Below are 19,562 nucleotides of genomic sequence, written 5' to 3'. Positions count from 1 at the left end.
TTCCGGAGGGGCGCATGGAGTTCCGGCAGTCCAACAAGCTCAGCGAGGTGTGCTACGAGATCCGCGGCCCGGTGATCGAGCACGCCAACGCGCTGGAGGAGGCGGGGCACAGCGTGCTGCGCCTGAACACCGGCAATCCCGCGGCCTTCGGCTTCGAGGCGCCGGAGGAGATCCTCCAGGACATGATCCGGATGCTGCCGCGGGCCCACGGCTACACGGACTCCCGCGGCGTCCTCTCCGCCCGCCGCGCGGTCGCCCAGCGCTACCAGACCCTGGGCCTCGACGTGGACGTGGACGACGTCTACCTGGGCAACGGCGTCTCGGAGCTGGTCTCCATGGCCGTACAGGCACTGATCGAGGACGGCGACGAAGTCCTCGTCCCCGCGCCGGACTTCCCCCTCTGGACGGCCGTCACCACACTGGCCGGCGGCAAGGCCGTGCACTACCTGTGCGACGAACAGGCCGACTGGAACCCGGACCTGGCCGACATGGCGTCGAAGATCACCGACCGCACCAAGGCCGTGGTCATCATCAACCCGAACAACCCGACCGGCGCGGTCTACCCGAAGGAGGTCGTCGAGGGCATCCTCGACCTGGCCCGCCGGCACGGCCTGATGGTGTTCGCCGACGAGATCTACGACCAGATCCTCTACGACGACGCCGTCCACCACTCGGCCGCGGCGCTCGCCCCCGACCTCGTCGTCCTCACCTTCTGCGGCCTGTCCAAGACCTACCGGGTGGCGGGCTTCCGCTCCGGCTGGCTGGTGGTCACCGGGCCGAAGCAGCACGCCAGGGACTACCTGGAGGGCCTGACGATGCTGGCCTCCATGCGGCTGTGCGCCAACGCGCCCGCCCAGTACGCCATCCAGGCCGCGCTCGGCGGACGCCAGTCCATCGGCGAACTCACCGTCCCCGGCGGGCGGTTGTACGAGCAGCGGAACGTGGCCTGGGAGAAGCTCAACGAGATCCCGGGCGTGTCCTGCGTCAAACCCAGGGGCGCGCTGTACGCGTTCCCGCGCATCGACCCCAAGGTGCACCCGATCCACGACGACGAGAAGTTCGTCCTGGACCTGCTGCTGCGCGAGAAGATCCAGGTCGTCCAGGGCACCGGCTTCAACTGGCCCGCCCCCGACCACTTCCGCATCCTGACCCTGCCGCACGCGGACGACCTGGAGGCGGCGATCGGCCGCATCGGCAGGTTCCTCAGCGGGTACCGGCAGTAGGCGCCTGGCCCGTTTCGCGCATCCGTGCGAAGATCACCTCCGTTGACGACCGGGGGTCCGACGCGGGGCGGGCCGCCCATCGGCCGCCGGTGCGCGCCTGACCAGCGCCGCACCCCCCTGGTCCGGTTCCGGCGGACCGGCCGGAGACGTCAGACCAGGGGGAGCAGCAGTGTTCTCGTACGGACAACGCCGTACGCACGGGAAGCGCCGCACGGCCGTCGCCGTGCTGTGCGCGGTCGTACTCGGGCTCTCGGCGCCGGGCGCCCGGGCCGGAAGCGGGCCTCAGCCCCTCGCGCCGCCCGCAGGGCAGGAGGCACGGCAGGCCGCGCGGTTCTGGACGGCGCAGCGCATGGCCGACGCCCGGCCACTGGACGCGGCGCGGCACGTGCCGGCGGAGCCGGGGGCGGCGACCGCGGCGGCGGCCCGGCCGAAGGGCACCCTGTTCAAGGGAACCCGGCTGGTGGGCACGTTCTTCGGCGCCGACGGACCGCGCGGCACCACCTGGCACTGCACCGGCAGCGTGATCGACACCAAGGCGCGGAACATCGTCCTCACCGCGGCCCACTGCGCGCTGAACATGACGGGCGACTACATCTTCGTCCCGGAGTTCATGAAGGGCGCGGCCCCCGACCGGCAGCCGTACGGCATCTTCCACATCCAGCGGATCTTCATCGACCCCCGGTACGTGCCCGACCGTGGTTCGGCCACCACCAAGAAGGCCGCGTCCGACCTGGACACGGCGTTCGCCCGGGTCTCGGCCAACCAGCGGGGCACGTCCCTCCAGGACGCCGTGGGCGGCGGGCTGACCTTCACCCGGCCGGCCGGCTACACCCACCGGAACGTCACCGTCGTGGGCTACCCCTCGCACCGGCACAACAGCGCCGGACGCGCCGTCAAGTGCACGGTCCCGACAAAGCAGTTGCGGGGCTACCGGCAGTTGTCGATGACCTGCGGCGGCTACTACGGCGGTGTCTCCGGCAGCCCGTGGATCACCGACTACAAGGACGACGCCCGCACCGGGCACGTCATCGGCGACCTCGGCGGCTACAACGGCGGCGGGAACGACGCCGAGGTCGACTACATCAGCTACGCCACCGCGTTCGGCGCGGATGCCGCGAACCTCCTCGCCGACGCCGTCGCCGACCGGACCCCGCCCGCCGACCTGCCGCCGTACCGGGGAGTCAAGGGCGCGCTGCCGGGTGGCGCCGCACGCTGGCGCGGGGCCGCGCTCATGGCGTCCGGCGACTACACCGGCGACCGGCACGACGACCTGCTCGTGGTCTGGTCCGACGGCGGGGTCACCCTGCACCCGGGCGACGGCAAGGGCGGTTTCCTGGCCGAGAAGCGGCTGCGGCGGGCCAACTCCACCTGGACCCACGCCCGCGCCCTGACCGGCGGCACCTTCACCGGCGGCGCCCGGTCCGGCCTGCTGGTGCGCTGGTCCGACGGCGAGGTCACCCTCTACCCACAGCCCGGCCCCTCCGGACTGGGCCGGGAGATCCGGACGGCGCCGCCCGGCTCCGTGTGGAAGAAGGCCGTCCAGTTCACTTCCGGGGCGTTCCGCGCGGACGGGGGCACGGGGCTGCTGGTCCGCTGGGCCGACGGCGCGCTCACGCTGTACCCGCAGGCCGGGGCCGGTGGCCTGGGCACCGGCACGCGGCTCGTCGCGGCGAACGGCACCTGGACCAAGGCCGCCCTGCTGGCCAGCGGCGACTTCGACGGTACGGCCGGCGGGGACCTGCTGGTGCGCTGGGCGGACGGCGCGCTCGACACGTACACCGGCACCTCGGCGGCGGGGCTCGGCACCAGGACGCGGCTGCGCGGCCCGAACGGCCTGTGGCGGCACGCGCAGGGGCTGACGGTCGGCGGCTTCCGCCACGGCGACCCGGGGAACGACCTCGTCGTGCGCTGGTCCGACGGGGAGACGACGCTGTACGCCGACACCGGCCCGAAGGCGGTCGGCACCGAGCTCACGCTGGTCCATCCCGGCACCTGATCGTGCCACCGCGTACCGTCAAGGGGGAATCATGCGCGTGACCACTCGCCTCGCCGGCGGCCTGACCCTGCTGACGGCCGGCCTGGCTCTGACGTCCTGCGACACCGGCACGACGGCCGCGCCGGACGCCACCGCACCGCCCTGCCGGACCGCCTCACTGACGTGGACGCTGTCCCTGCTCGACGGGGACGGCGCGGACGAGGGCGGCGACAGGGAGAAGGGCACCGACCGGCCCGACGCACGGCTCACCGCCGCCAACAAGGGCCCCGGCGCGTGCGTGTTCGCGGGCTACCCGGTCCTGGAGATCCACAACGGCAAGGCCGAGAGCATCGAGGGCACCGGGCGGGGCCGCCCGGCCTCCCTCGTCCTGTCCGGCGGGGACTCCGTGACCGTGGACCTCCACTACACGCGCCGTGGCGCGAAGGGCGCGGACGACAGCTGGTGCGTGCGACAGGGCGAGGCATCGGTCCGGGCACCGCACGACACCCGTGACACCGTCGTCCCCGTCACCGACGCGCGGGGGAAGACCACCACGATCGACGCCTGCGGGGAAACCCTCGCCATGACGGTACCGCGCCGGACACCGGCCGGGTCCTGAGGCTGCGGGCCCGGCATCGGTCCGGGCACCGCACGACACCCGTGACACCGTCGTCCCCGTCACCGACGCGCGAGGGAAGACCACCACGATCGACGCCTGCGGGGAAACCCTCGCCATGACGGTACCGCGCCGGACACCGGCCGGGGCCCTGAGACAGCGGTCCCGCGGACCGAGGGCCGCTGCGCGAAGGCCGTCGCTCCGGGACCGGCCGTCTGGCGCAGTCCGTCCTGCGGGCGGTGGGCGCCCTGTGCCACCGTGCCGTCATGGGTGACCTCCTTCTCGTGCGGCACGGTGAGACCGAGTGGTCGCGGTCCGGGCGGCACACGGGCCGGACCGACGTACCCCTCACCGAGCACGGGCGGGAGGAGGCGCGCCGGCTGGTCCCGCTGATCCGCTCGCAGCGGATCGGGGCGGCGTTCGTCAGCCCCTTGCAGCGCGCCCGGGAGACCGCCCGGCTCATCGGTGTCCCGGACGCGCGGGTCGACGCCGACCTCCATGAGTGGGACTACGGCGGCTACGAGGGGGTGACCACCGCGGACATCCAGCGGAGCCGGCCCGGCTGGTTCCTGTTCACGGACGGCGTCGCCCCCGGGCCGCCGGACCACCCGGGCGAGACCCCGGAGCAGGTCGGGGAGCGCGCCGACCGGATGCTGGCCAAGGTCGACGCGGCGCTCGCCGACACCGAGGGGGTCGTCGTGCTCATCGCCCACGGCCACTTCCTCCGCGTCCTCACCGCCCGCCGCCTGGGCCTGCCACCCCAGCACGGGGCCCTCTTCCAGCTCGCGACGGGCGCACTGTGCCGCCTCGGCACGGAGCACGGCCGGCCGGTCGTCGCTGGGTGGAACATCCGGCCCCGGGGGGAGTGAGGAGCCGGGCGGGGTGGGCCCTGAGTGGGTGAGGAGCAGGGAGCGGTGTCAGACCCGGGTCGTACTCTGCGAGTGGGCCGCCCCTCCGACGGCCCGGGGGCCGACCGTCCGGCGGCCCCGCTGGACAACCCGTCGGCGGTCACCCGGCCGTCACCCCGACGACGACCCCGAGAGGAGCCTCCCGTGGCCCGACCGCCCACCGCCGCGCAGCGGCGGGTGATCGAGGACGCCGACCCGGTCACCGGCCGGCTGCGCGGTACCGAGGCCCAGCTCGCGGCACTGGTGAAGCGGGGGCTGGCCTTCCGGCATCCCCGGCCGCCGCACGACCACTTCCTCACCCCGGCCGGCCACCGGATACGGGAGGCGGTGCCCGAGCCGGCGGCGGAACCGACCCGGGACACCGGCGTGTTCACGGCCCGCGTCGGTGGTGAGGAGGAGCCGCCCGCGTCCGGTCCGGCGCGGCAGCGCGAGGTGCACAGTGCCTGGCAGGGGCTGCTGGAGCTGCGCCGGATGACGAATCCCGACGGCGCGGCGGACCGGCCGTGCGGGTGGGAGCGGACGCATCTGGTGCGGGCCGCGGCGCTCGCGCTGGAGGCGGCCGGGCACCGGCCGGCGGGCGGGGACGCGGACGGTTACCGGGTCCGGGCGACCCCGCAGCCGGAGGCGGTGGCGGTGTACGCGCCGGACGCGCGGACGCTGGCCGACTGCGCGGCCACGCTGGAGCGGGCCGGCTGGCAGACGGGCGAGTACACCGAGCCCCGGACGAGAGCGCGCTATCTGCTGGCCTCGCCGCGCCGGGTGTGACCGCCGTGTCAGGATCGGTCGACCCGAGAATCGAACAGGGGAAGGGCAAGCAGTGGCCGAACCGTTTTCCGTCCGTGTGACCGTCCGCGGCTACGAGACCGATGTGCAGGGGCACCTCAACCAGGCGGTGTACCTCAACTACGCGGAGCACGCCCGCTGGTCGCTGCTCCAGGCGGCCGGGATCAGCCAGGCCCGGCTGGCGGGGCAGGGCGTGGGCCCGGTGGCACTGGAGACGACCATCCGCTACCGCCGTGAGCTGCTCGCCGGCGACGAGGTCGACGTGACCTGCGCGTTCGAGTGGGGGGAGGGAAAGACCTTCCGGATCCGGCAGGAGATCGTGAAGACCGACGGCACCCTGGCGGCCGAGGTCGTCGCGGTGGGCGGTCTGATGGACCTCACCGCGCGCAAGCTGCTGGCCGACCCCCGGGAGGTGTTCGAGGAACTGGCGACGGACCCCGCTCTGTTCGGCCTGTAGGCCCGCCGGGGGCCTACGCGTCGAGCGAGTCCGGCCGGTGCTCGGCGTCGTAGGCCGCCCGCGCCTCGGCGACGTACACCCGATTGCGCTCGGCCCAGTCGGTCAGCCGTTGCAGGGTGTCGTGCAACTCACGGGCGACGGGCGTGAGTTCGTACTCCACCTTCGGCGGCACCGTCGGATGGACGGTCCGCGTCACCAGGCCGTCCCGTTCCAGGTTGCGCAGGGTGAGGGTGAGCATGCGGCGGCTGATGCCCTCGATGCCGCGCTCCAACTCCGTGAACCGGATGGGTCCGTGCGCCGCGGCGACGAGGATCTGCACGCTCCACTTGCCGGCCACCCTGTCAAGAACTTCGCGGACGGGGCACGCGTGCGCGTTCACTGCCTGGACCGTAACACCGGTGTTCCCCTGGGACATCGGACTGCCTCCTTACGCCGGGCTTCATGGTCACCCACGATGATCCCCGTTACAAGTCGTGCACCAAGGCGCACGGAAAGAACCGGGAACACGGGAAGAACGGGGAGGCGGCACACGATGTCGGCCATGATCGAGAACAGTCCGTCACCGGTGGCGGTGGCCGCGGGGGCACGGTACTCCCGCTGGACCTCCCTCGCCGTGCTGTGCGCGGGCACGCTGATGACGGTACTGGACGGCAACATCGTCACGGTGGCGATGCCCGCCATCCAGAGCGACCTCGGCTTCAGCGGGCCCGGACTGGCCTGGGTCGTCAACGCCTACCTGATCTCCTTCGGCGGACTGCTCCTGCTGGCGGGACGGCTCGGCGACCTGGTGGGCCGCAAGCGGATGTTCACGGCGGGGCTCGCGGTGTTCACGCTGGCATCGGTGCTGTGCGGGACGGCGACCGGGCAGGGCATGCTGATCGCGGCGCGGGCGGTGCAGGGCGCGGGCGGGGCGATGGCCTCGGCGGTGGTCCTCGGGATGCTGGTGGCACTGTTCCCCGAGCCGCGCGAACAGGCCCGCGCCATCGCGGCGTTCAGCGCGGTCGGTGCGGCGGGCGGCGCGCTCGGCACGTTCCTCGGCGGCGCTCTGACCGAGGCGCTGAGCTGGCACTGGATCTTCCTGATCAACCTGCCGATCGGGGTGGCCGCGTGGCTGGCCGCGGTACGGGTCCTCACCCCGGAGCCCGGCGCCGGGCTCGGCCGGGGCGCCGACTACCCCGGGGCGGCCCTGGTCACCGGCGCGCTGATGCTGACGGTGTACGTGATCGTCGGCGCGGGAGACCGCTCCCGCGCCGTCACCCTGCTGCTGGCGGCCCTCGCCCTCGCCCTGTTCGCGGCGTTCGCCCTGCGCCAGGCCCGGGCCGCGCGCCCGCTGCTGCGGCTGCGGCTGTTCCGTTCCCGGCTGCTGACCGGCGCCAACGCGGTCCAGGTGCTGATGATCGCCACGATGTACGGCTTCCAGTTCATCGGCGCCCTGTATCTGCAACGGGTGCTGGGTCATGGCGCGCTCGCCACGGGCACCGCGTTCCTGCCGGCTCCGATCACGATCGGTGTGCTGATGCTGGGGCTGTCCGCGCGGACCGTGGCCCGGTTCGGCGGGTACCGGGTGCTGCTGACCGGCCTGGTGCTGATCACGACCGGCATGGCCCTGCTGGGCCGGGCGCCCGCCGACGGTTCCTACGTCACCGATGTGCTGCCGGCGATGCTGCTGCTGTCCGCCGGGTTCGCGGCGGCCATGCCGGCGCTCACCGGGCTGGCGATGTCGGGCGCCCGGGCGGAGGACGCGGGGCTCGCGTCCGGGCTGTTCAACACCACGCAGGTGGTGGGGGGTTCGCTGGGTCTGGCCGTCCTGTCGACGCTCGCGGCGAGCCGCACTCAGGGCCTGCTCGCCGACGGCGCGTCCCTGCTGCCCGCGACCGCCGCGGGCTACCGGCTGGCGTTCACCGTGGCCACCGGCATCGCGGCGACGGCCCTGGTCCTGGCGGCACTGGTCCTGCGCGGGCGCCGCGGCTGAGGCGGGCGAGGACACGGGGCCGGTCACGCCCGACGCCGGCCGGGGCGACCGCCACCAGGCGTGGCGCCCCGCGTCTCCGTGCGGGCCGAATGGAGATGCGGGGCGCGCGGGGAGGGTGGGATGCTCCGGGGCATGTCCGCACGTCGTGTCAAGCCCAGTCTGTACATCTCCGTCGACGTCGAGGCCGACGGACCGATCCCCGGACCGTACTCCGTGCTCAGCCTCGGGGCGGCGGTCGCCGGGGTGCAGGACGCCACCGGTTTCACCGCGGCCGATCCCGAGGAGCGGACCTTCTACCGGGAACTGCGCCCGATCAGCGAGGAGTTCGTGCCGCAGGCGCTGGCGGTGAGCGGTCTCGACCGGGCCCGGCTGACCGCCGAGGGTGCCGAACCGGCCGTGGCGCTGGCGGAGTTCGCCGCGTGGGTGCGTGAGGTCAGCGCGGACGCGGGCGCGCAGCCGGTGATGTGCGGCTACCCGGCGTCGTACGACTGGACGTTCCTGTACTGGTACCTGATCCGCTTCACCGGGAGCAGCCCCTTCGGGCACTCCGGCTGCCTGGACATGAAGACGCTGTACGCGACGAAGGCCCGGCTGCCGCTGCGGGCGGTGGCGAAGGGGACCATGCCGCGGGAACTGCTGTCGCGGCGCCGGCACACGCACCACGCGCTGGACGACGCGATCGAGCAGGCGGAGTTGCTGGCCAACCTCATGCAGTGGCCGGGGGCCGCGGCGTCGCCGCCGTCGCCCCCGGCCGCTTGAGTGCCGGCCGCCGGCCTCAGTGCGCGGCGGCGATCTCCTGGCCCGACTCCATGGGGTGGGTGACGTCGTGGGCCTCGCGGCCCTTGCCGAGGTGGTTGAAGAGGAGGTTGAGCACCACGGCGGTGACGCAGCCCGTGGAGATGCCCGAGTCCAGGACGATCTTCGCGGTCTCGGGGAACGCGTGGTAGAACTCCGGCGCAGTGATCGGGATGATGCCGACCGCGAGGGACACGGCCACGATCAGGACGTTGTTGTCCCGGTCCAGGCCGGCCCGGACCAGGGTCTGGATGCCGCTCGCGGCGACCGAGCCGAACAGGACGACCCCGGCGCCGCCGAGGACCGGCCGGGGTACGACCGCGATGAGCGAGGCGGCCATCGGGCACAGACCCATCAGGACCAGGAAGCCGCCGCCGGTCGCGACGACGTACCGGCTGCGGATCCTGGTCATCGCGACCAGGCCGATGTTCTGGGCGAAGGCGCTGCACATGAAGCCGTTGAACAGCGGGCTGATCGCGGAGCCGAGGGTGTCGGCGCGCAGGCCGGCCGCGATGGTCTTCTCGTCCGCGGGGCGCTCCACGATCTCGCCGAGCGCCAGCATGTCGGCGGTCGACTCGGTCATCGAGACCACCATCACCACGCACAGCGAGAGGATCGCGGCGAGCTGGAACTGCGGGGCGCCGAAGTGGAACGGGGTGGGGAAGCCGACCACGTCCGCGTGGGCGACGGGGCCGAAGTCCGTGACGCCGAACGGTATCGCGACGAGCGTGCCCACGATCAGGCCGAGCAGGACGGCGATCTGCTTGACGAAGCCGCGGGTGAAGCGGCGCAGCAGCAGGACGATGAGCAGGGTGATGCCGGCGAGTGTGAGGTAGGTCGTGGAACCGTAGTCGTCCGCCCGGGGATCGGGGCCCTGGGCCCAGCCGAAGGCGACCGGCAGCAGGGACACGCCGATCAGGGTGATGACGGAGCCGGTGACGACGGGCGGGAAGAAGCGGACCGCCTTGCAGAAGACGGGCGCGGCGAGGAAGCCGAGGAGGCCGGCGACGATGACCGCGCCGAAGATGACCGGCAGGGCGTCGGACTTGTCCTCGGTGGAGGCGACGATCGCGGTCATGGGGGCGACACCGGCGAAGGTGACGCCGTTGACGAAGGGCAGCCGGGCGCCGATCTTCCAGAAGCCGAGCGTCTGGAGGAAGGTGGCGAGGCCCGCGGTGAACAGGCAGGCACCGGTGAGGAAGGTCAGGTCGGTCGCGCTCAGGCCAATGGCCGCGCCGACGATGAGCGGTGGGGCGACGACCCCGGCGTACATGGCGGCCACGTGCTGCAGGCCGCTGGTCGCCATTCTCAGGGCGGGGAGTTTCTCGTCTACGGGATGGGCGGCCACGGCGGTCCTCCGGGCGGGTAACACGTCGTCGTCGACGTGGGTTTCATGGAGGTGGTGCGGGTGGGCATGGGGGCACCTCCCTGGTCGAGCGAAGCGGAGAGCTCGGGGAGGGTCCTGACGGGGGTGGGGCGGCGAGCGGGGGCGAGCGGTGTGGGGGTGACCGTCCCCGGGGCGCGTGCGTGCACCCGCCCCGGGGACGGCTGCCGTGGATCCCGCTCGGATCCACGGGTCCCGGCCGGGAGCCGTCCCTCCCGGCCGGAGTCTGTACGGGCCCGAGCCGGATCAGGCCTGTGCGGTGATGCGGGCCAGGCGCTGGGCCTCCGCGCGGGTGGAGACGGCGATGGCGTCCTCGTCCACGGTGAGCAGGCGGCCGTTCTCGACGATCTGCCGGCCGTTCACGAAGGACGCGGTGACGGGGGCCGCGGCGCCGAACACGAGCGCGGTCACCGGGTCGGCGATGGAGGCGTGGGCGAGCGTGTCCATCTTCCACAGCACCAGGTCGGCGAGCTTGCCGGGCTCCAGCGAGCCGATCTGCTCCGCCCGGCCGAGGACCCGGGCGCCGCCGTGGGTGCCGAGCCGCAGCGCCTGGCGGGCGTTGAGTGCGGCCTCGCGGTGGGCACCGAGGCGGTTGATCAGGAGCGCGTTGCGCAGTTCGGTGTGGAGTTCGCCGGACTCGTTGGAGGCGGTGCCGTCGACGCCGAGGCCGACCGGGACGCCCGCACGGAGCATGTCGGGGACGCGGGCGATGCCTGCCGCGAGGCGGGCGTTGGAGGACGGGCAGTGGGCGACGCCGGTCCCCGTGCGGGCGAACGCGGCGATGTCGGAGTCGGTCATGTGGACGCAGTGCGCCATCCACACGTCCGCACCGAGCCAGCCGGTGGACTCGAAGTAGTCGGTCGGGCCCATGCCGAACAGCTCGTGGCAGAACTTCTCCTCCTCCACCGTCTCCGAGCCGTGGGTGTGCAGCCGTACGCCGAGACGGCGGGCCAGCTCGGCGCCCTCGCGCATGAGTTCGGTCGAGACGGAGAACGGCGAGCAGGGAGCGACCGCCACCTGGGTCATCGCGTCGAAGGAGGCGTCGTGATGCCTCTTGACGGTCTCCTCGGTCGCGGCGAGGGCACCCTCCAGTGTCTCGACGGCGAAGTCCGGCGGCAGCCCGCCGTCCTTCTCGCTGCGGTCCATCGAGCCGCGCGCCAGCGTGAACCGGACGCCCGACTCCGCGGCGGCGCGGATGATCGAGCCGGACAGGTCGCCGGAGCCGTGCGGGTAGACGTAGTGGTGGTCCATGGCGGTGGTGACACCGCCCCGGGCCATCATGGCGAGCGATCCCCGCGCGGCGGCGTACGTCATCTGCTCGTCGATGCGCGCCCAGGTCGGGTAGAGCGCGACCAGCCAGTTGAACAGGTTGTGGTCGGTGGCCAGGCCCCGGGTGATCCACTGGTAGAAGTGGTGGTGGGTGTTGACCAGACCGGGCGTGGCGAGGTGGCCGGTCGCGTCGATCCGGCGCACCACGTTCTCCAGGCCCTCGGGCGCCCTGCCCGCGCCGACCGACTCGATGCGGTTGCCGGCCAGGACCAGGTGCCCGGAGGCGTACTCCGTGTCGCCCGCGTCCACGGTCGCGATGGCGCAGTTCTCGATGACGATGCGCTCGGCTGCCGATGGTGCCATCGTGCTTCCTTGTCTTTCGGTGGCGGCCCGTGAACGGGGCGTCCACGGGGAGGGCACGGCAGGACCCTAGGAGGATTTGAGTGCCGGAGCCGGTTGCCCGCTCCGGGTGCCGAGGTGGTGGAAGAACAGGTTGAGCAGGACCGCGACGAGCGCGCCGGCGCTGATGCCGGAGCCGAGCACGGTCTGCGCCCAGGCCGGGAAGCCGGCGTAGAAGGTCGGCGCGGCCAGCGGGATGATGCCGGCGCCGAGGGCCACGGCCACCAGGATGATGTTGGAGCTGTCGTCCAGGCCCGCCTCGGACAGCGTTCGGATGCCGCTGACGGCGATGGAGCCGAACAGGACGATGCCCGCGCCGCCGAGGACCGGCATGGGGACCAGGGAGACGACCGCGCCGAGGACCGGGAAGGCGCCGAGGACCAGCAGGGCGGCACCGGCGACGGCGACGACGTACCGGCTGCGCACCCGGGTGAGCGAGACCACGCCGACGTTCTGGGCGAAGGCCGAGGTGGGGAAGCCGCCGAAGACGGGGCCGAGCAGGGTGGCGATGCCGTCGGTGCGCAGACCGCGGGTGATGGTCCGCGCGTCGGCGCGGCGGTCGCAGATCTCGCCGAGGGCGAGCATGCCGGCGCTGGACTCGGTCATCAGCACCAGCATCACGATGCACAGGGAGAGGATGGCCGCGGGCTGGAACTCGGGGGCGCCGAAGGCGAACGGCGTGGGCAGCGCGGCGAGGGGCGCGGACTTCAGGCCGCTGAAGTCGGCCATGCCGAAGGGGATCGCGGTGAGGGTGCCGATGAACAGCCCGAACAGCAGCGCGATCTGCCGGACGAAGCCCCTGCCGAAGCGCTGGATGAGCAGGATCACGACGAGGGTGAACCCGGCGAGCGCGAGGTTCCGCATGGCGCCGAAGTCGGCGGCGGTCTTGTCGCCGCCCTGGGCCCAGCCGACCGGTACGGGCATCAGCGTGACGCCGATCAGGGTGATGACGACGCCGGTGACCAGGGGCGGGAAGAAGCGGAGCAGCCGGCCGAAGAACGGGCCGAGGGCCAGGCAGATGGCGCCGGCGACCATCACCGCCCCGTAGATGGCGGGGAGTTGATGGCCCTTTCCGTTGGTCTCGGCGATCGCGAGGATCGGGGCGATGCCGGCGGAGGAGGCGGCGTTGACGAAGGGCAGCCGGTTGCCGACGAGGCCCTTGACGCCGAGGGTCTGCAGGACGGTCGCGACGCCCGCGATGAGCAGGCTCGCGGCGATGAGCCGGGTGCGGGCCGCGATGTCGAGTCCGCATGCCTGGCCGATGATGAGCGGAGGAGTGACAACGCCCGCGTACATGGCGGCGATGTGCTGGAGCGCGGCGGGGACGAGCCGCGGGAGGTGGAGCTTCTCGTCCACCGGGTGCACGGACGTGACGGCGTCCTCGGTGTGCTCCGGCGGGGTGGAACAGGGGGCTGTGGCGGGCCCCTTCGCAGGCTGTGCCATTTCGTTCCCTCCGGTGTGGCGGGCCCCCGGCCCGGGTGGCGGGGCCGGGGGCGCGCGTCCCGCGTCAGAGGTTGGTCATGTCGACCGGGATACGGGCCTCGCAGCCGTCCCGCAGGACGGTGGCCTCGATGAGGCCGTAGGGGCGGTCGGCGGCGAAGTAGACCTCGTTGTCGTTCTTGAGACCGAACGGCTCCAGGTCCACCAGGAAGTGGTGCTTGTTCGGCAGCGAGAAGCGGACCTCGTCGATCTCGCCGCGGTTGTTGATGACGCGCGCGCCCATCTGGTACAGCGTCTGCTGGAGGGAGAGGGAGTACGTCTCGGCGAAGGCCTGGAGCATGTGCTTCTTCGTCTGCTCGTAGGACTTCTCCCAGTGGGGCATCTTCTGCTCGTCGTCGGTCCAGTTGAACCGCCAGCGGCCGGAGACCTCGGTGGCCAGGATGCGGTCGTACGCCTCCTGGAGGGTGGTGTACTTGTCCTTGACGTAGCCCCAGAACTCGGAGTTGGTCGAGTTCATCACGACCAGGTCCTTCAGGCCGGAGATGACCTCCCACCGCTCGCCGTCGTAGGTGATCTGGGTGAGGCGGGTCTCCTGGCCCTTGCGGACGAAGGAGTGCTTGACCTCGTCGGCGCCGATGAACCTGGAGTTGGCGTCGGAGGTCTCGATCCGCTCCCAGGCGTACTCCTCGATGCGGATCCGGGCGCGATGGATCGGCTCCTGGCTGGTGACGAAGTGCCGGGCGAGGTGGATGCCGAACTGCTCGGCGGACTCGATGCCGTACTCCTTGGCGAACGCGAACACCGTGTTCTTGGTGGTGTCGGTCGGCAGGACGTGGGCGTTGGAGCCGGAGTAGTGGACCTCGTCCATGTCGCCGCTCAGCGCGACGGAGACGTTGAGGTCCTTGATGTGGTGGGTGGCGCCGTCCCGCGTGATCTTGACGACTCGGTTCTCGGCCTTGCCGTACTGGTTCTGTCCCAGGATCGTGGGCATGTGTCTGCTAGCTCCCTCGGTAAACGGAGTAGCCGAACGGGTTGAGCAGCAGCGGTACGTGGTAGTGCTCGCCCGGTACGACGGCGAACGTGATCGCCACCTCCGGGAAGAACACGGGCGACGCACCGCTGTCCCGATTCGCGGGGGCGTCCTGCTGCGCATCGGCTTGCTTCTTCGCGAAGTACGGCTCCACCTCGAAGTCGAGCCGTACGTGGGTGGTCCCCTCCGGCAGGGCCGGCAGGTCCTTGCACCGGCCGTCGGCGTCGGTCGCGGAGCCGCCGAGCGCCTCCCAGTCCCCTCCCTGCCCGTAAGGGGCTCCCTGGCCACTGCGGGCGGAGAGGTGGACGGCGACGCCCCCGGCGGGGCGGCCGATCGAGGTGTCCAGGATGTGCGTGGACACGGAGGCGGTGGTGCTGGTGCTCATGGTGTCAGGCGTCCTCTGCGACGAGTCGGGCCAGTCGGATGCGGTTGATCTTGCCCAGCTCGGTGCGGACGATCTCCCGCTCCTGCTCCGGCGCGTTGCCGATCCGCTCCTTGACCGCGTCCCGCATCTGCTCCCCGGTCCGGCCGGTGGCGCAGATGAGGAAGACGTGGCCGAACTTCTCCTGATAGGCCAGGTTCAGTTCCAGCATCTCCGCCTTGAGCTCGTCGGAGGCGCCGGCCATGCCGCGTTGCTCGCGGGCGGAGGCCGGGTCGCCGGGCTTGGGGCGCCCGATCGGCGGATGTCCGGCCATCGCCTCCTCAAGGTCCGCGGTGGTCAGCTCGGCCATGGCGGCGTCGCTGGCGGCGTACAGGTCCTCCGGCGTGGCGTAGGGGCGGGTGGCGAGCAGTCGCCGGGCCCACTCGGTGGAGGCGCACGCCTCGTGGAGGGCGGCGAGGGCCGCGCGCTCCTCCAGATCGTTGAACCGGGCCAGGCCCGGGGGCGTGGAAGTCGACGTCACGGGAGCCTCCGTGGCCACGATGGGCCGTCGTGCTGATCGGGCTGCCGATAGCTAACGCCCTCGGAAACATCACGTCAACACTTTGTTGAAAATTCCGCGTAACAAGCCGGGCCGGGCCCGGACGGCACGGCGGCCCCCGCTTCCGGCCCGGTCAGGAACCCTTCTCCCGGTTGAGGTAGTTGTAGACCGTGAACCGGCTGACGCCCAGCGCGCCGGCCACGGTCTCCACGCCGTGCCGCACGGCGAACGCGCCGCGCGCCTCCAGGCTGCGGACGAGTTCCTGCTTGGCCTTGCGGTCGAGGTCGGCCAGCGGCCGGCCCTGCCTGCGCTCCATGGCGGCCAGGATGTGGTCGAGGGAGTCCGCGAGCTGGGGCAGGCGCACGGCGACGACGTCGACGCCCTCCCAGGCGAGCACGACGTCCTCGGGGCCGGCCTCGTCGGGTGGGAGCATCTCCCCGCCCATCGCGTCGACCAGTGGCTTCACGGCCGCGATGAACGGCTCGTCCCCGGTCACCTGCCGCCCTCCGCGGTCCCGTCGCCGTTCACGTCGTCGATCACGTTGACCTGGAGCGAGACCCGGGTGGCGCCGGCCTCCAGGGTCTTGCGCAGCAGCGCGTCCACGGCGGTGAGCACGCGATCGGCGCCGCCCTCCGCCGTGTTGCCGAACGGGCCGACGTCGACGGCGTCCAGCTCGGCCGTCTCGATGACCTCGCGCGCCACCAGGGCGTGCGCGGGCGCCTCGTCCAGGTCGAAGGGTTCGGTCGTGAACTCCACTCTCAATCGCACGCGCTCAACCTAACGCCCGGCGCGGCTTTTCGGGCGGCCAGCGACCGGCCCCCCTTGACAAGCTCCGACACCCGACGGCAATCTTCCATTAAGCAGAAACGAACTTCCGTAATACGGAATCTCAACACACGGAAGGGAGCGCGGCCCGAATGCCGGGTTTCGAGTGGAGCACCGCCGCAGACCAGCGCTTCAACGTCAACCTGTCGATCCTCTTCACCGAGCTCCCGCTCCTGGAGCGTCCCGCGGCCGCCGCCGCGGCGGGCTTCTCCGCGGTCGAGCTGTGGTGGCCCTGGATCGACTCCCCCACCCCCGCGCGGTCCGAGCTGGACGCCCTGAGGAAGGCGATCGAGGACGCGGGGGTACGGCTCACGGGCCTGAACTTCTACGCCGGCCGGCTCCCGGGCCCGGACCGCGGCGCCCTGTCGGTCCCCGGCGAGGAGTCGGAGAGGTTCCGTGCCAACATCGACGTCGCCGCCGGCTTCGCGGCCTCCCTCGGCTGCACGGCGCTCAACGCGCTGTACGGCAACCGCGTCGAGGGCGTGGACCCGGCCGAGCAGGACGCGCTCGCCCTGGAGAACCTGACCCTCGCGGCCCGGGCGGCCGACCGGATCGGCGCCATCCTGCTGATCGAGGCCCTCAACAAGCCCGAGTCACCGCTGTACCCGCTGGTGAGCGCGCCCGCGGCCATCGCGGTCGTGGACAAGGTCAACGAGGCGACGGGCCTCGGGAACGCGAAGTTCCTGATGGATCTGTACCACCTGTCCATGAACGGCGAGGACCTGCCCTCGGTCATCGAGCGGTACACCGCGAGGACCGGCCATGTGCAGATCGCCGACAACCCCGGCCGCGGCGCCCCCGGTACGGGTTCGCTCCCGCTGGAGGACCTGCTCGGCCGGCTGAGGAAGGCCGGTTACGACGGCTGGGTCGGCCTTGAGTACAAGCCGGGCGACCGACCGAGCGCCGAGGCCTTCGACTGGCTGCCCGTCCAGGCCCGCGCGGCCCGCTGACCACCCCGCACTGAGAAAGGCACCCCCGATGAGTCTTCCCAAGATCGCCTGGATCGGCCTCGGCATCATGGGCTCCCCCATGTCCGAGAACCTGATCAAGGCGGGTTACGACGTCACCGGCTACACCCTGGAGCCGGAGAAGCTGGACCGGCTGGCCGCCGCCGGCGGTACGGCCGCCGCCTCGATCGCCGAGGCCGTGCGGGACGCCGACGTGGTGATCACGATGGTGCCCGCCTCCCCCCAGGTCGAGGCCATCGCCTACGGCCCGGACGGCATCCTGGAGAACGCCGGGCGGGGCGCCCTGCTGATCGACATGTCCTCGATCACCCCGCAGACCTCCGTCGACCTCGCGAAGAACGCGAAGGAGAAGGGCATCCGCGTCCTGGACGCGCCCGTCTCCGGCGGTGAGGCCGGCGCCGTCGAGGCCGTACTGTCGATCATGGTCGGCGGTGAGCAGGCCGACTTCGACGAGGCGAGGCCGGTCTTCGAGGCGCTCGGCAAGACCATCGTGCTGTGCGGTCCGCACGGCTCCGGCCAGACCGTGAAGGCGGCCAACCAGCTCATCGTCGCCGTCAACATCCAGGCGTGCGCCGAGGCCGTGGTCTTCCTGGAGAAGTCGGGCGTGGACCTGAAGGCCGCGCTGGACGTCCTGGGCGGCGGCCTCGCCGGCTCGACCGTGCTGACGCGCAAGAAGGACAACTTCCTGAACCGCGACTTCAGGCCGGGCTTCCGCATCGACCTGCACCACAAGGACATGGGCATCGTCACCGACGCCGCCCGCACCGTCGGCGCGGCCCTGCCGGTCGGCGCCGTGGTCGCCCAGCTCGTCGCGTCGCTGCGCGCCCAGGGTGACGGCGGCCTGGACCACTCGGCCCTGCTACGGGCCGTGGAGCGCCTGTCCGGCGCCCAGGTCTGACGGCCCCTCGCGGACTTCCGGGCCGTGGCGCCGCCGACACCTGTCCTGTCGCGCCCAGGCGGCGCCACGGCCCGGAACCACCTCCACCACGGCACTGATCCATTTCAACAAACTGTTGACGCCCAGATCGCCCCACTCCTAGGCTCCACGAAGCGGAAACAGTTTTCCGCTGACACCCGCACGGAAGGTCCACGATGTCGCAGCGCGTGCTCACCACCGAGTCCGGCGCCCCGGTCGCCGACAACCAGAACTCCGCCTCCGCCGGCGTCGGCGGCCCGCTCCTGATCCAGGACCAGCACCTGCTGGAGAAGCTCGCGCGCTTCAACCGCGAGCGGATCCCGGAGCGCGTGGTGCACGCCCGTGGCTCCGGCGCGTACGGCCACTTCGAGGTGACGGACGACGTCACCGGCTACACCCACGCCGCCTTCCTCGGCGAGATCGGCAGGCGCACCGAGGTCTTCGTGCGCTTCTCGACCGTGGCCGACTCGCTCGGCGGCGCGGACGCCGTCCGCGACCCGCGCGGTTTCGCGGTGAAGTTCTACACCGAGGAGGGCAACTACGACCTCGTCGGCAACAACACCCCCGTGTTCTTCATCAAGGACCCGATCAAGTTCCCCGACTTCATCCACTCGCAGAAGCGGGACCCGTTCACGGGCAGGCAGGAGCCGGACAACGTCTGGGACTTCTGGGCGCACTCCCCCGAGGCCACGCACCAGGTGACCTGGCTGATGGGCGACCGCGGCATCCCGGCGTCGTACCGGCACATGAACGGCTACGGCTCGCACACCTACCAGTGGACGAGCGCCGAGGGCGAGGCTTTCTTCGTCAAGTACCACTTCAAGACGAACCAGGGCATCCGCTGCCTGTCCGCCGAGCAGGCGCAGGAGCTGGCCGGCAAGGACCCCGCCTCCCACCAGACCGACCTGCTCCAGGCGATCGAGCGGGGCGTGCACCCGTCCTGGACGCTGTACGTGCAGATCATGCCGGCGGCCGAGGCGGCGGACTACCGCTTCAACCCGTTCGACCTGACCAAGGTGTGGCCGCACCGGGACTACCCGCTGCGGCGGGTGGGCCGCCTGGTCCTCGACCGCAACCCGGACAACGTGTTCGCCGAGGTCGAGCAGGCCGCCTTCTCCCCGAACAACTTCGTGCCCGGCATCGGCCCGTCCCCGGACAAGATGCTCCAGGGCCGCCTGTTCGCCTACGCCGACGCCCACCGCTACCGCCTCGGCGTCAACCACACCCTGCTCCCCGTGAACGCCCCGAAGGCGGTCCCCGGCGGCGCGCGGAACTACGGCCGGGACGGCTTCATGGCGCTCAACGCGCAGGGCCGCCACGCCAAGAACTACGAGCCGAACTCCTACGACGGCCCGGTCGAGACCGGCCGCCCCCTCTCGGCCCCGCTCGCGGTCTCGGGCCACACGGGCACCCACGAGGCGCCCCTGCACACCAAGGACGACGACTTCTTCCAGGCCGGCGAGCTGTACCGGCTGATGTCGGCGGAGGAGAAGTCCCGCCTGGTCGCGAACATCGCCGGCGGCCTCTCGCAGGTCTCCCGCGACGACGTGATCGAGAAGAACCTGGCCCACTTCCACGCCGCCGACCCCGAGTACGGCAGGCGCGTGGAGGAGGCGGTCCGCGCCCTGCGCGAGGACTGAGCACCGGGAACCCGCGAACTGCGTACGGAATCTGACGGGAGG

The 19,562-nt window shown here is 72.0% G+C and carries 20 protein-coding genes; 11 read left to right on the top strand and 9 right to left on the bottom strand.

Annotated features, from left to right (window positions below; genetic code table 11):
* The first annotated feature begins 14 nt into the window (after window positions 1-14).
* From ACH4LD_RS06625 to ACH4LD_RS06600, 6 genes are all read left to right on the top strand, one after another.
* Window positions 15-1,223 carry a pyridoxal phosphate-dependent aminotransferase gene (locus tag ACH4LD_RS06625; protein WP_398054245.1) on the top strand — a complete coding sequence of 403 codons (1,209 nt, stop codon included), beginning with the start codon at window positions 15-17 and terminating at the stop codon, window positions 1,221-1,223.
* Between the two features lie 169 nt (window positions 1,224-1,392).
* A complete protein-coding gene (locus ACH4LD_RS06620; RefSeq protein ID WP_398054246.1) occupies window positions 1,393-3,219 on the top strand; it encodes a trypsin-like serine peptidase in 1,827 nt (608 codons plus the stop codon).
* Between the two features lie 31 nt (window positions 3,220-3,250).
* A complete protein-coding gene (locus ACH4LD_RS06615) occupies window positions 3,251-3,817 on the top strand; it encodes a DUF4232 domain-containing protein (RefSeq protein ID WP_398054247.1) in 567 nt (188 codons plus the stop codon).
* 263 nt (window positions 3,818-4,080) lie between these two features.
* Window positions 4,081-4,683, top strand: coding sequence for a histidine phosphatase family protein (locus ACH4LD_RS06610; protein WP_132783059.1), 603 nt, complete (start codon window positions 4,081-4,083; stop codon window positions 4,681-4,683).
* A 183-nt stretch (window positions 4,684-4,866) separates the two neighbouring features.
* Window positions 4,867-5,487 (top strand): hypothetical protein, encoded by a 621-nt coding sequence (locus ACH4LD_RS06605; RefSeq protein WP_398054248.1) that lies wholly within the window; start codon window positions 4,867-4,869, stop codon window positions 5,485-5,487.
* Between the two features lie 52 nt (window positions 5,488-5,539).
* Window positions 5,540-5,962, top strand: coding sequence for an acyl-CoA thioesterase (locus ACH4LD_RS06600; protein WP_398054249.1), 423 nt, complete (start codon window positions 5,540-5,542; stop codon window positions 5,960-5,962).
* Window positions 5,963-5,975: 13 nt separating this feature from the next.
* Here ACH4LD_RS06600 and ACH4LD_RS06595 read toward each other — a convergent pair whose 3' ends face one another.
* Complete coding sequence (locus tag ACH4LD_RS06595) at window positions 5,976-6,377, bottom strand: winged helix-turn-helix transcriptional regulator (protein ID WP_398054250.1); 402 nt, start codon at window positions 6,375-6,377, stop codon at window positions 5,976-5,978.
* A gap of 117 nt (window positions 6,378-6,494) precedes the next feature.
* Here ACH4LD_RS06595 and ACH4LD_RS06590 point away from each other — a divergent pair, with 117 nt between their 5' ends.
* Both ACH4LD_RS06590 and ACH4LD_RS06585 read left to right on the top strand, forming a co-directional pair.
* A complete protein-coding gene (locus ACH4LD_RS06590; protein ID WP_398054251.1) occupies window positions 6,495-7,934 on the top strand; it encodes an MFS transporter in 1,440 nt (479 codons plus the stop codon).
* 132 nt (window positions 7,935-8,066) lie between these two features.
* A complete protein-coding gene (locus ACH4LD_RS06585; RefSeq protein ID WP_398054252.1) occupies window positions 8,067-8,693 on the top strand; it encodes a 3'-5' exoribonuclease domain-containing protein in 627 nt (208 codons plus the stop codon).
* 16 nt (window positions 8,694-8,709) lie between these two features.
* Here ACH4LD_RS06585 and ACH4LD_RS06580 read toward each other — a convergent pair whose 3' ends face one another.
* From ACH4LD_RS06580 to ACH4LD_RS06545, 8 genes are all read right to left on the bottom strand, one after another.
* Window positions 8,710-10,077, bottom strand: coding sequence for a nucleobase:cation symporter-2 family protein (locus tag ACH4LD_RS06580; protein WP_398054253.1), 1,368 nt, complete (start codon window positions 10,075-10,077; stop codon window positions 8,710-8,712).
* Window positions 10,078-10,359: 282 nt separating this feature from the next.
* Window positions 10,360-11,745, bottom strand: a complete 1,386-nt coding sequence (locus ACH4LD_RS06575; protein ID WP_398054254.1) for an 8-oxoguanine deaminase — start codon at window positions 11,743-11,745, stop codon at window positions 10,360-10,362.
* 66 nt (window positions 11,746-11,811) lie between these two features.
* Window positions 11,812-13,224: a nucleobase:cation symporter-2 family protein gene (locus ACH4LD_RS06570; RefSeq protein WP_398054255.1), complete on the bottom strand. Its 1,413-nt coding sequence runs from the start codon at window positions 13,222-13,224 to the stop codon at window positions 11,812-11,814.
* 64 nt (window positions 13,225-13,288) lie between these two features.
* Entirely contained in the window at window positions 13,289-14,212 is a 924-nt protein-coding gene (gene pucL / locus ACH4LD_RS06565) for a factor-independent urate hydroxylase (protein WP_398054256.1), read from the bottom strand.
* Window positions 14,213-14,219: 7 nt separating this feature from the next.
* Complete coding sequence (gene uraH / locus ACH4LD_RS06560) at window positions 14,220-14,636, bottom strand: hydroxyisourate hydrolase (protein ID WP_398054257.1); 417 nt, start codon at window positions 14,634-14,636, stop codon at window positions 14,220-14,222.
* A 4-nt stretch (window positions 14,637-14,640) separates the two neighbouring features.
* Window positions 14,641-15,153, bottom strand: a complete 513-nt coding sequence (uraD, locus tag ACH4LD_RS06555; protein ID WP_398054258.1) for a 2-oxo-4-hydroxy-4-carboxy-5-ureidoimidazoline decarboxylase — start codon at window positions 15,151-15,153, stop codon at window positions 14,641-14,643.
* Between the two features lie 151 nt (window positions 15,154-15,304).
* A complete protein-coding gene (locus tag ACH4LD_RS06550) occupies window positions 15,305-15,616 on the bottom strand; it encodes a helix-turn-helix domain-containing protein (RefSeq protein ID WP_207928227.1) in 312 nt (103 codons plus the stop codon).
* 47 nt (window positions 15,617-15,663) lie between these two features.
* Window positions 15,664-15,939 (bottom strand): thiamine-binding protein, encoded by a 276-nt coding sequence (locus ACH4LD_RS06545; protein WP_132783071.1) that lies wholly within the window; start codon window positions 15,937-15,939, stop codon window positions 15,664-15,666.
* 149 nt (window positions 15,940-16,088) lie between these two features.
* Between ACH4LD_RS06545 and ACH4LD_RS06540 the strand changes: the two genes are divergently transcribed.
* From ACH4LD_RS06540 to ACH4LD_RS06530, 3 genes are all read left to right on the top strand, one after another.
* Window positions 16,089-16,946: a TIM barrel protein gene (locus ACH4LD_RS06540; protein ID WP_132783072.1), complete on the top strand. Its 858-nt coding sequence runs from the start codon at window positions 16,089-16,091 to the stop codon at window positions 16,944-16,946.
* Between the two features lie 28 nt (window positions 16,947-16,974).
* Complete coding sequence (locus ACH4LD_RS06535) at window positions 16,975-17,862, top strand: 2-hydroxy-3-oxopropionate reductase (protein WP_132783073.1); 888 nt, start codon at window positions 16,975-16,977, stop codon at window positions 17,860-17,862.
* A 194-nt stretch (window positions 17,863-18,056) separates the two neighbouring features.
* Entirely contained in the window at window positions 18,057-19,520 is a 1,464-nt protein-coding gene (locus tag ACH4LD_RS06530) for a catalase (protein WP_132783074.1), read from the top strand.
* Window positions 19,521-19,562 lie beyond the last annotated feature (42 nt).

Source organism: Streptomyces sp. NPDC017676 (genome assembly GCF_044329325.1).
Classification (GTDB): domain Bacteria; phylum Actinomycetota; class Actinomycetes; order Streptomycetales; family Streptomycetaceae; genus Streptomyces.
The sequence above is the reverse complement of the archived record's forward strand: the minus strand, read 5'-3'. Positions and strand labels throughout refer to the sequence as shown.

Excerpts from the sequence above, each read along its gene's own strand:
- ACH4LD_RS06625 (WP_398054245.1), top strand. The coding sequence starts at position 15 with ATGGAGTTCCGGCAGTCCAACAAGCTCAGCGAGGTGTGCTACGAGATC.
- ACH4LD_RS06615 (WP_398054247.1), top strand. The coding sequence starts at position 3,251 with ATGCGCGTGACCACTCGCCTCGCCGGCGGCCTGACCCTGCTGACGGCC.
- ACH4LD_RS06610 (WP_132783059.1), top strand. The coding sequence starts at position 4,081 with ATGGGTGACCTCCTTCTCGTGCGGCACGGTGAGACCGAGTGGTCGCGG.
- ACH4LD_RS06595 (WP_398054250.1), bottom strand. The coding sequence starts at position 6,377 with ATGTCCCAGGGGAACACCGGTGTTACGGTCCAGGCAGTGAACGCGCAC.
- ACH4LD_RS06590 (WP_398054251.1), top strand. The coding sequence starts at position 6,495 with ATGTCGGCCATGATCGAGAACAGTCCGTCACCGGTGGCGGTGGCCGCG.
- ACH4LD_RS06585 (WP_398054252.1), top strand. The coding sequence starts at position 8,067 with ATGTCCGCACGTCGTGTCAAGCCCAGTCTGTACATCTCCGTCGACGTC.
- ACH4LD_RS06575 (WP_398054254.1), bottom strand. The coding sequence starts at position 11,745 with ATGGCACCATCGGCAGCCGAGCGCATCGTCATCGAGAACTGCGCCATC.
- ACH4LD_RS06570 (WP_398054255.1), bottom strand. The coding sequence starts at position 13,224 with ATGGCACAGCCTGCGAAGGGGCCCGCCACAGCCCCCTGTTCCACCCCG.
- pucL (WP_398054256.1), bottom strand. The coding sequence starts at position 14,212 with ATGCCCACGATCCTGGGACAGAACCAGTACGGCAAGGCCGAGAACCGA.
- uraH (WP_398054257.1), bottom strand. The coding sequence starts at position 14,636 with ATGAGCACCAGCACCACCGCCTCCGTGTCCACGCACATCCTGGACACC.
- ACH4LD_RS06550 (WP_207928227.1), bottom strand. The coding sequence starts at position 15,616 with ATGGGCGGGGAGATGCTCCCACCCGACGAGGCCGGCCCCGAGGACGTC.
- ACH4LD_RS06540 (WP_132783072.1), top strand. The coding sequence starts at position 16,089 with ATGCCGGGTTTCGAGTGGAGCACCGCCGCAGACCAGCGCTTCAACGTC.
- ACH4LD_RS06535 (WP_132783073.1), top strand. The coding sequence starts at position 16,975 with ATGAGTCTTCCCAAGATCGCCTGGATCGGCCTCGGCATCATGGGCTCC.
- ACH4LD_RS06530 (WP_132783074.1), top strand. The coding sequence starts at position 18,057 with ATGTCGCAGCGCGTGCTCACCACCGAGTCCGGCGCCCCGGTCGCCGAC.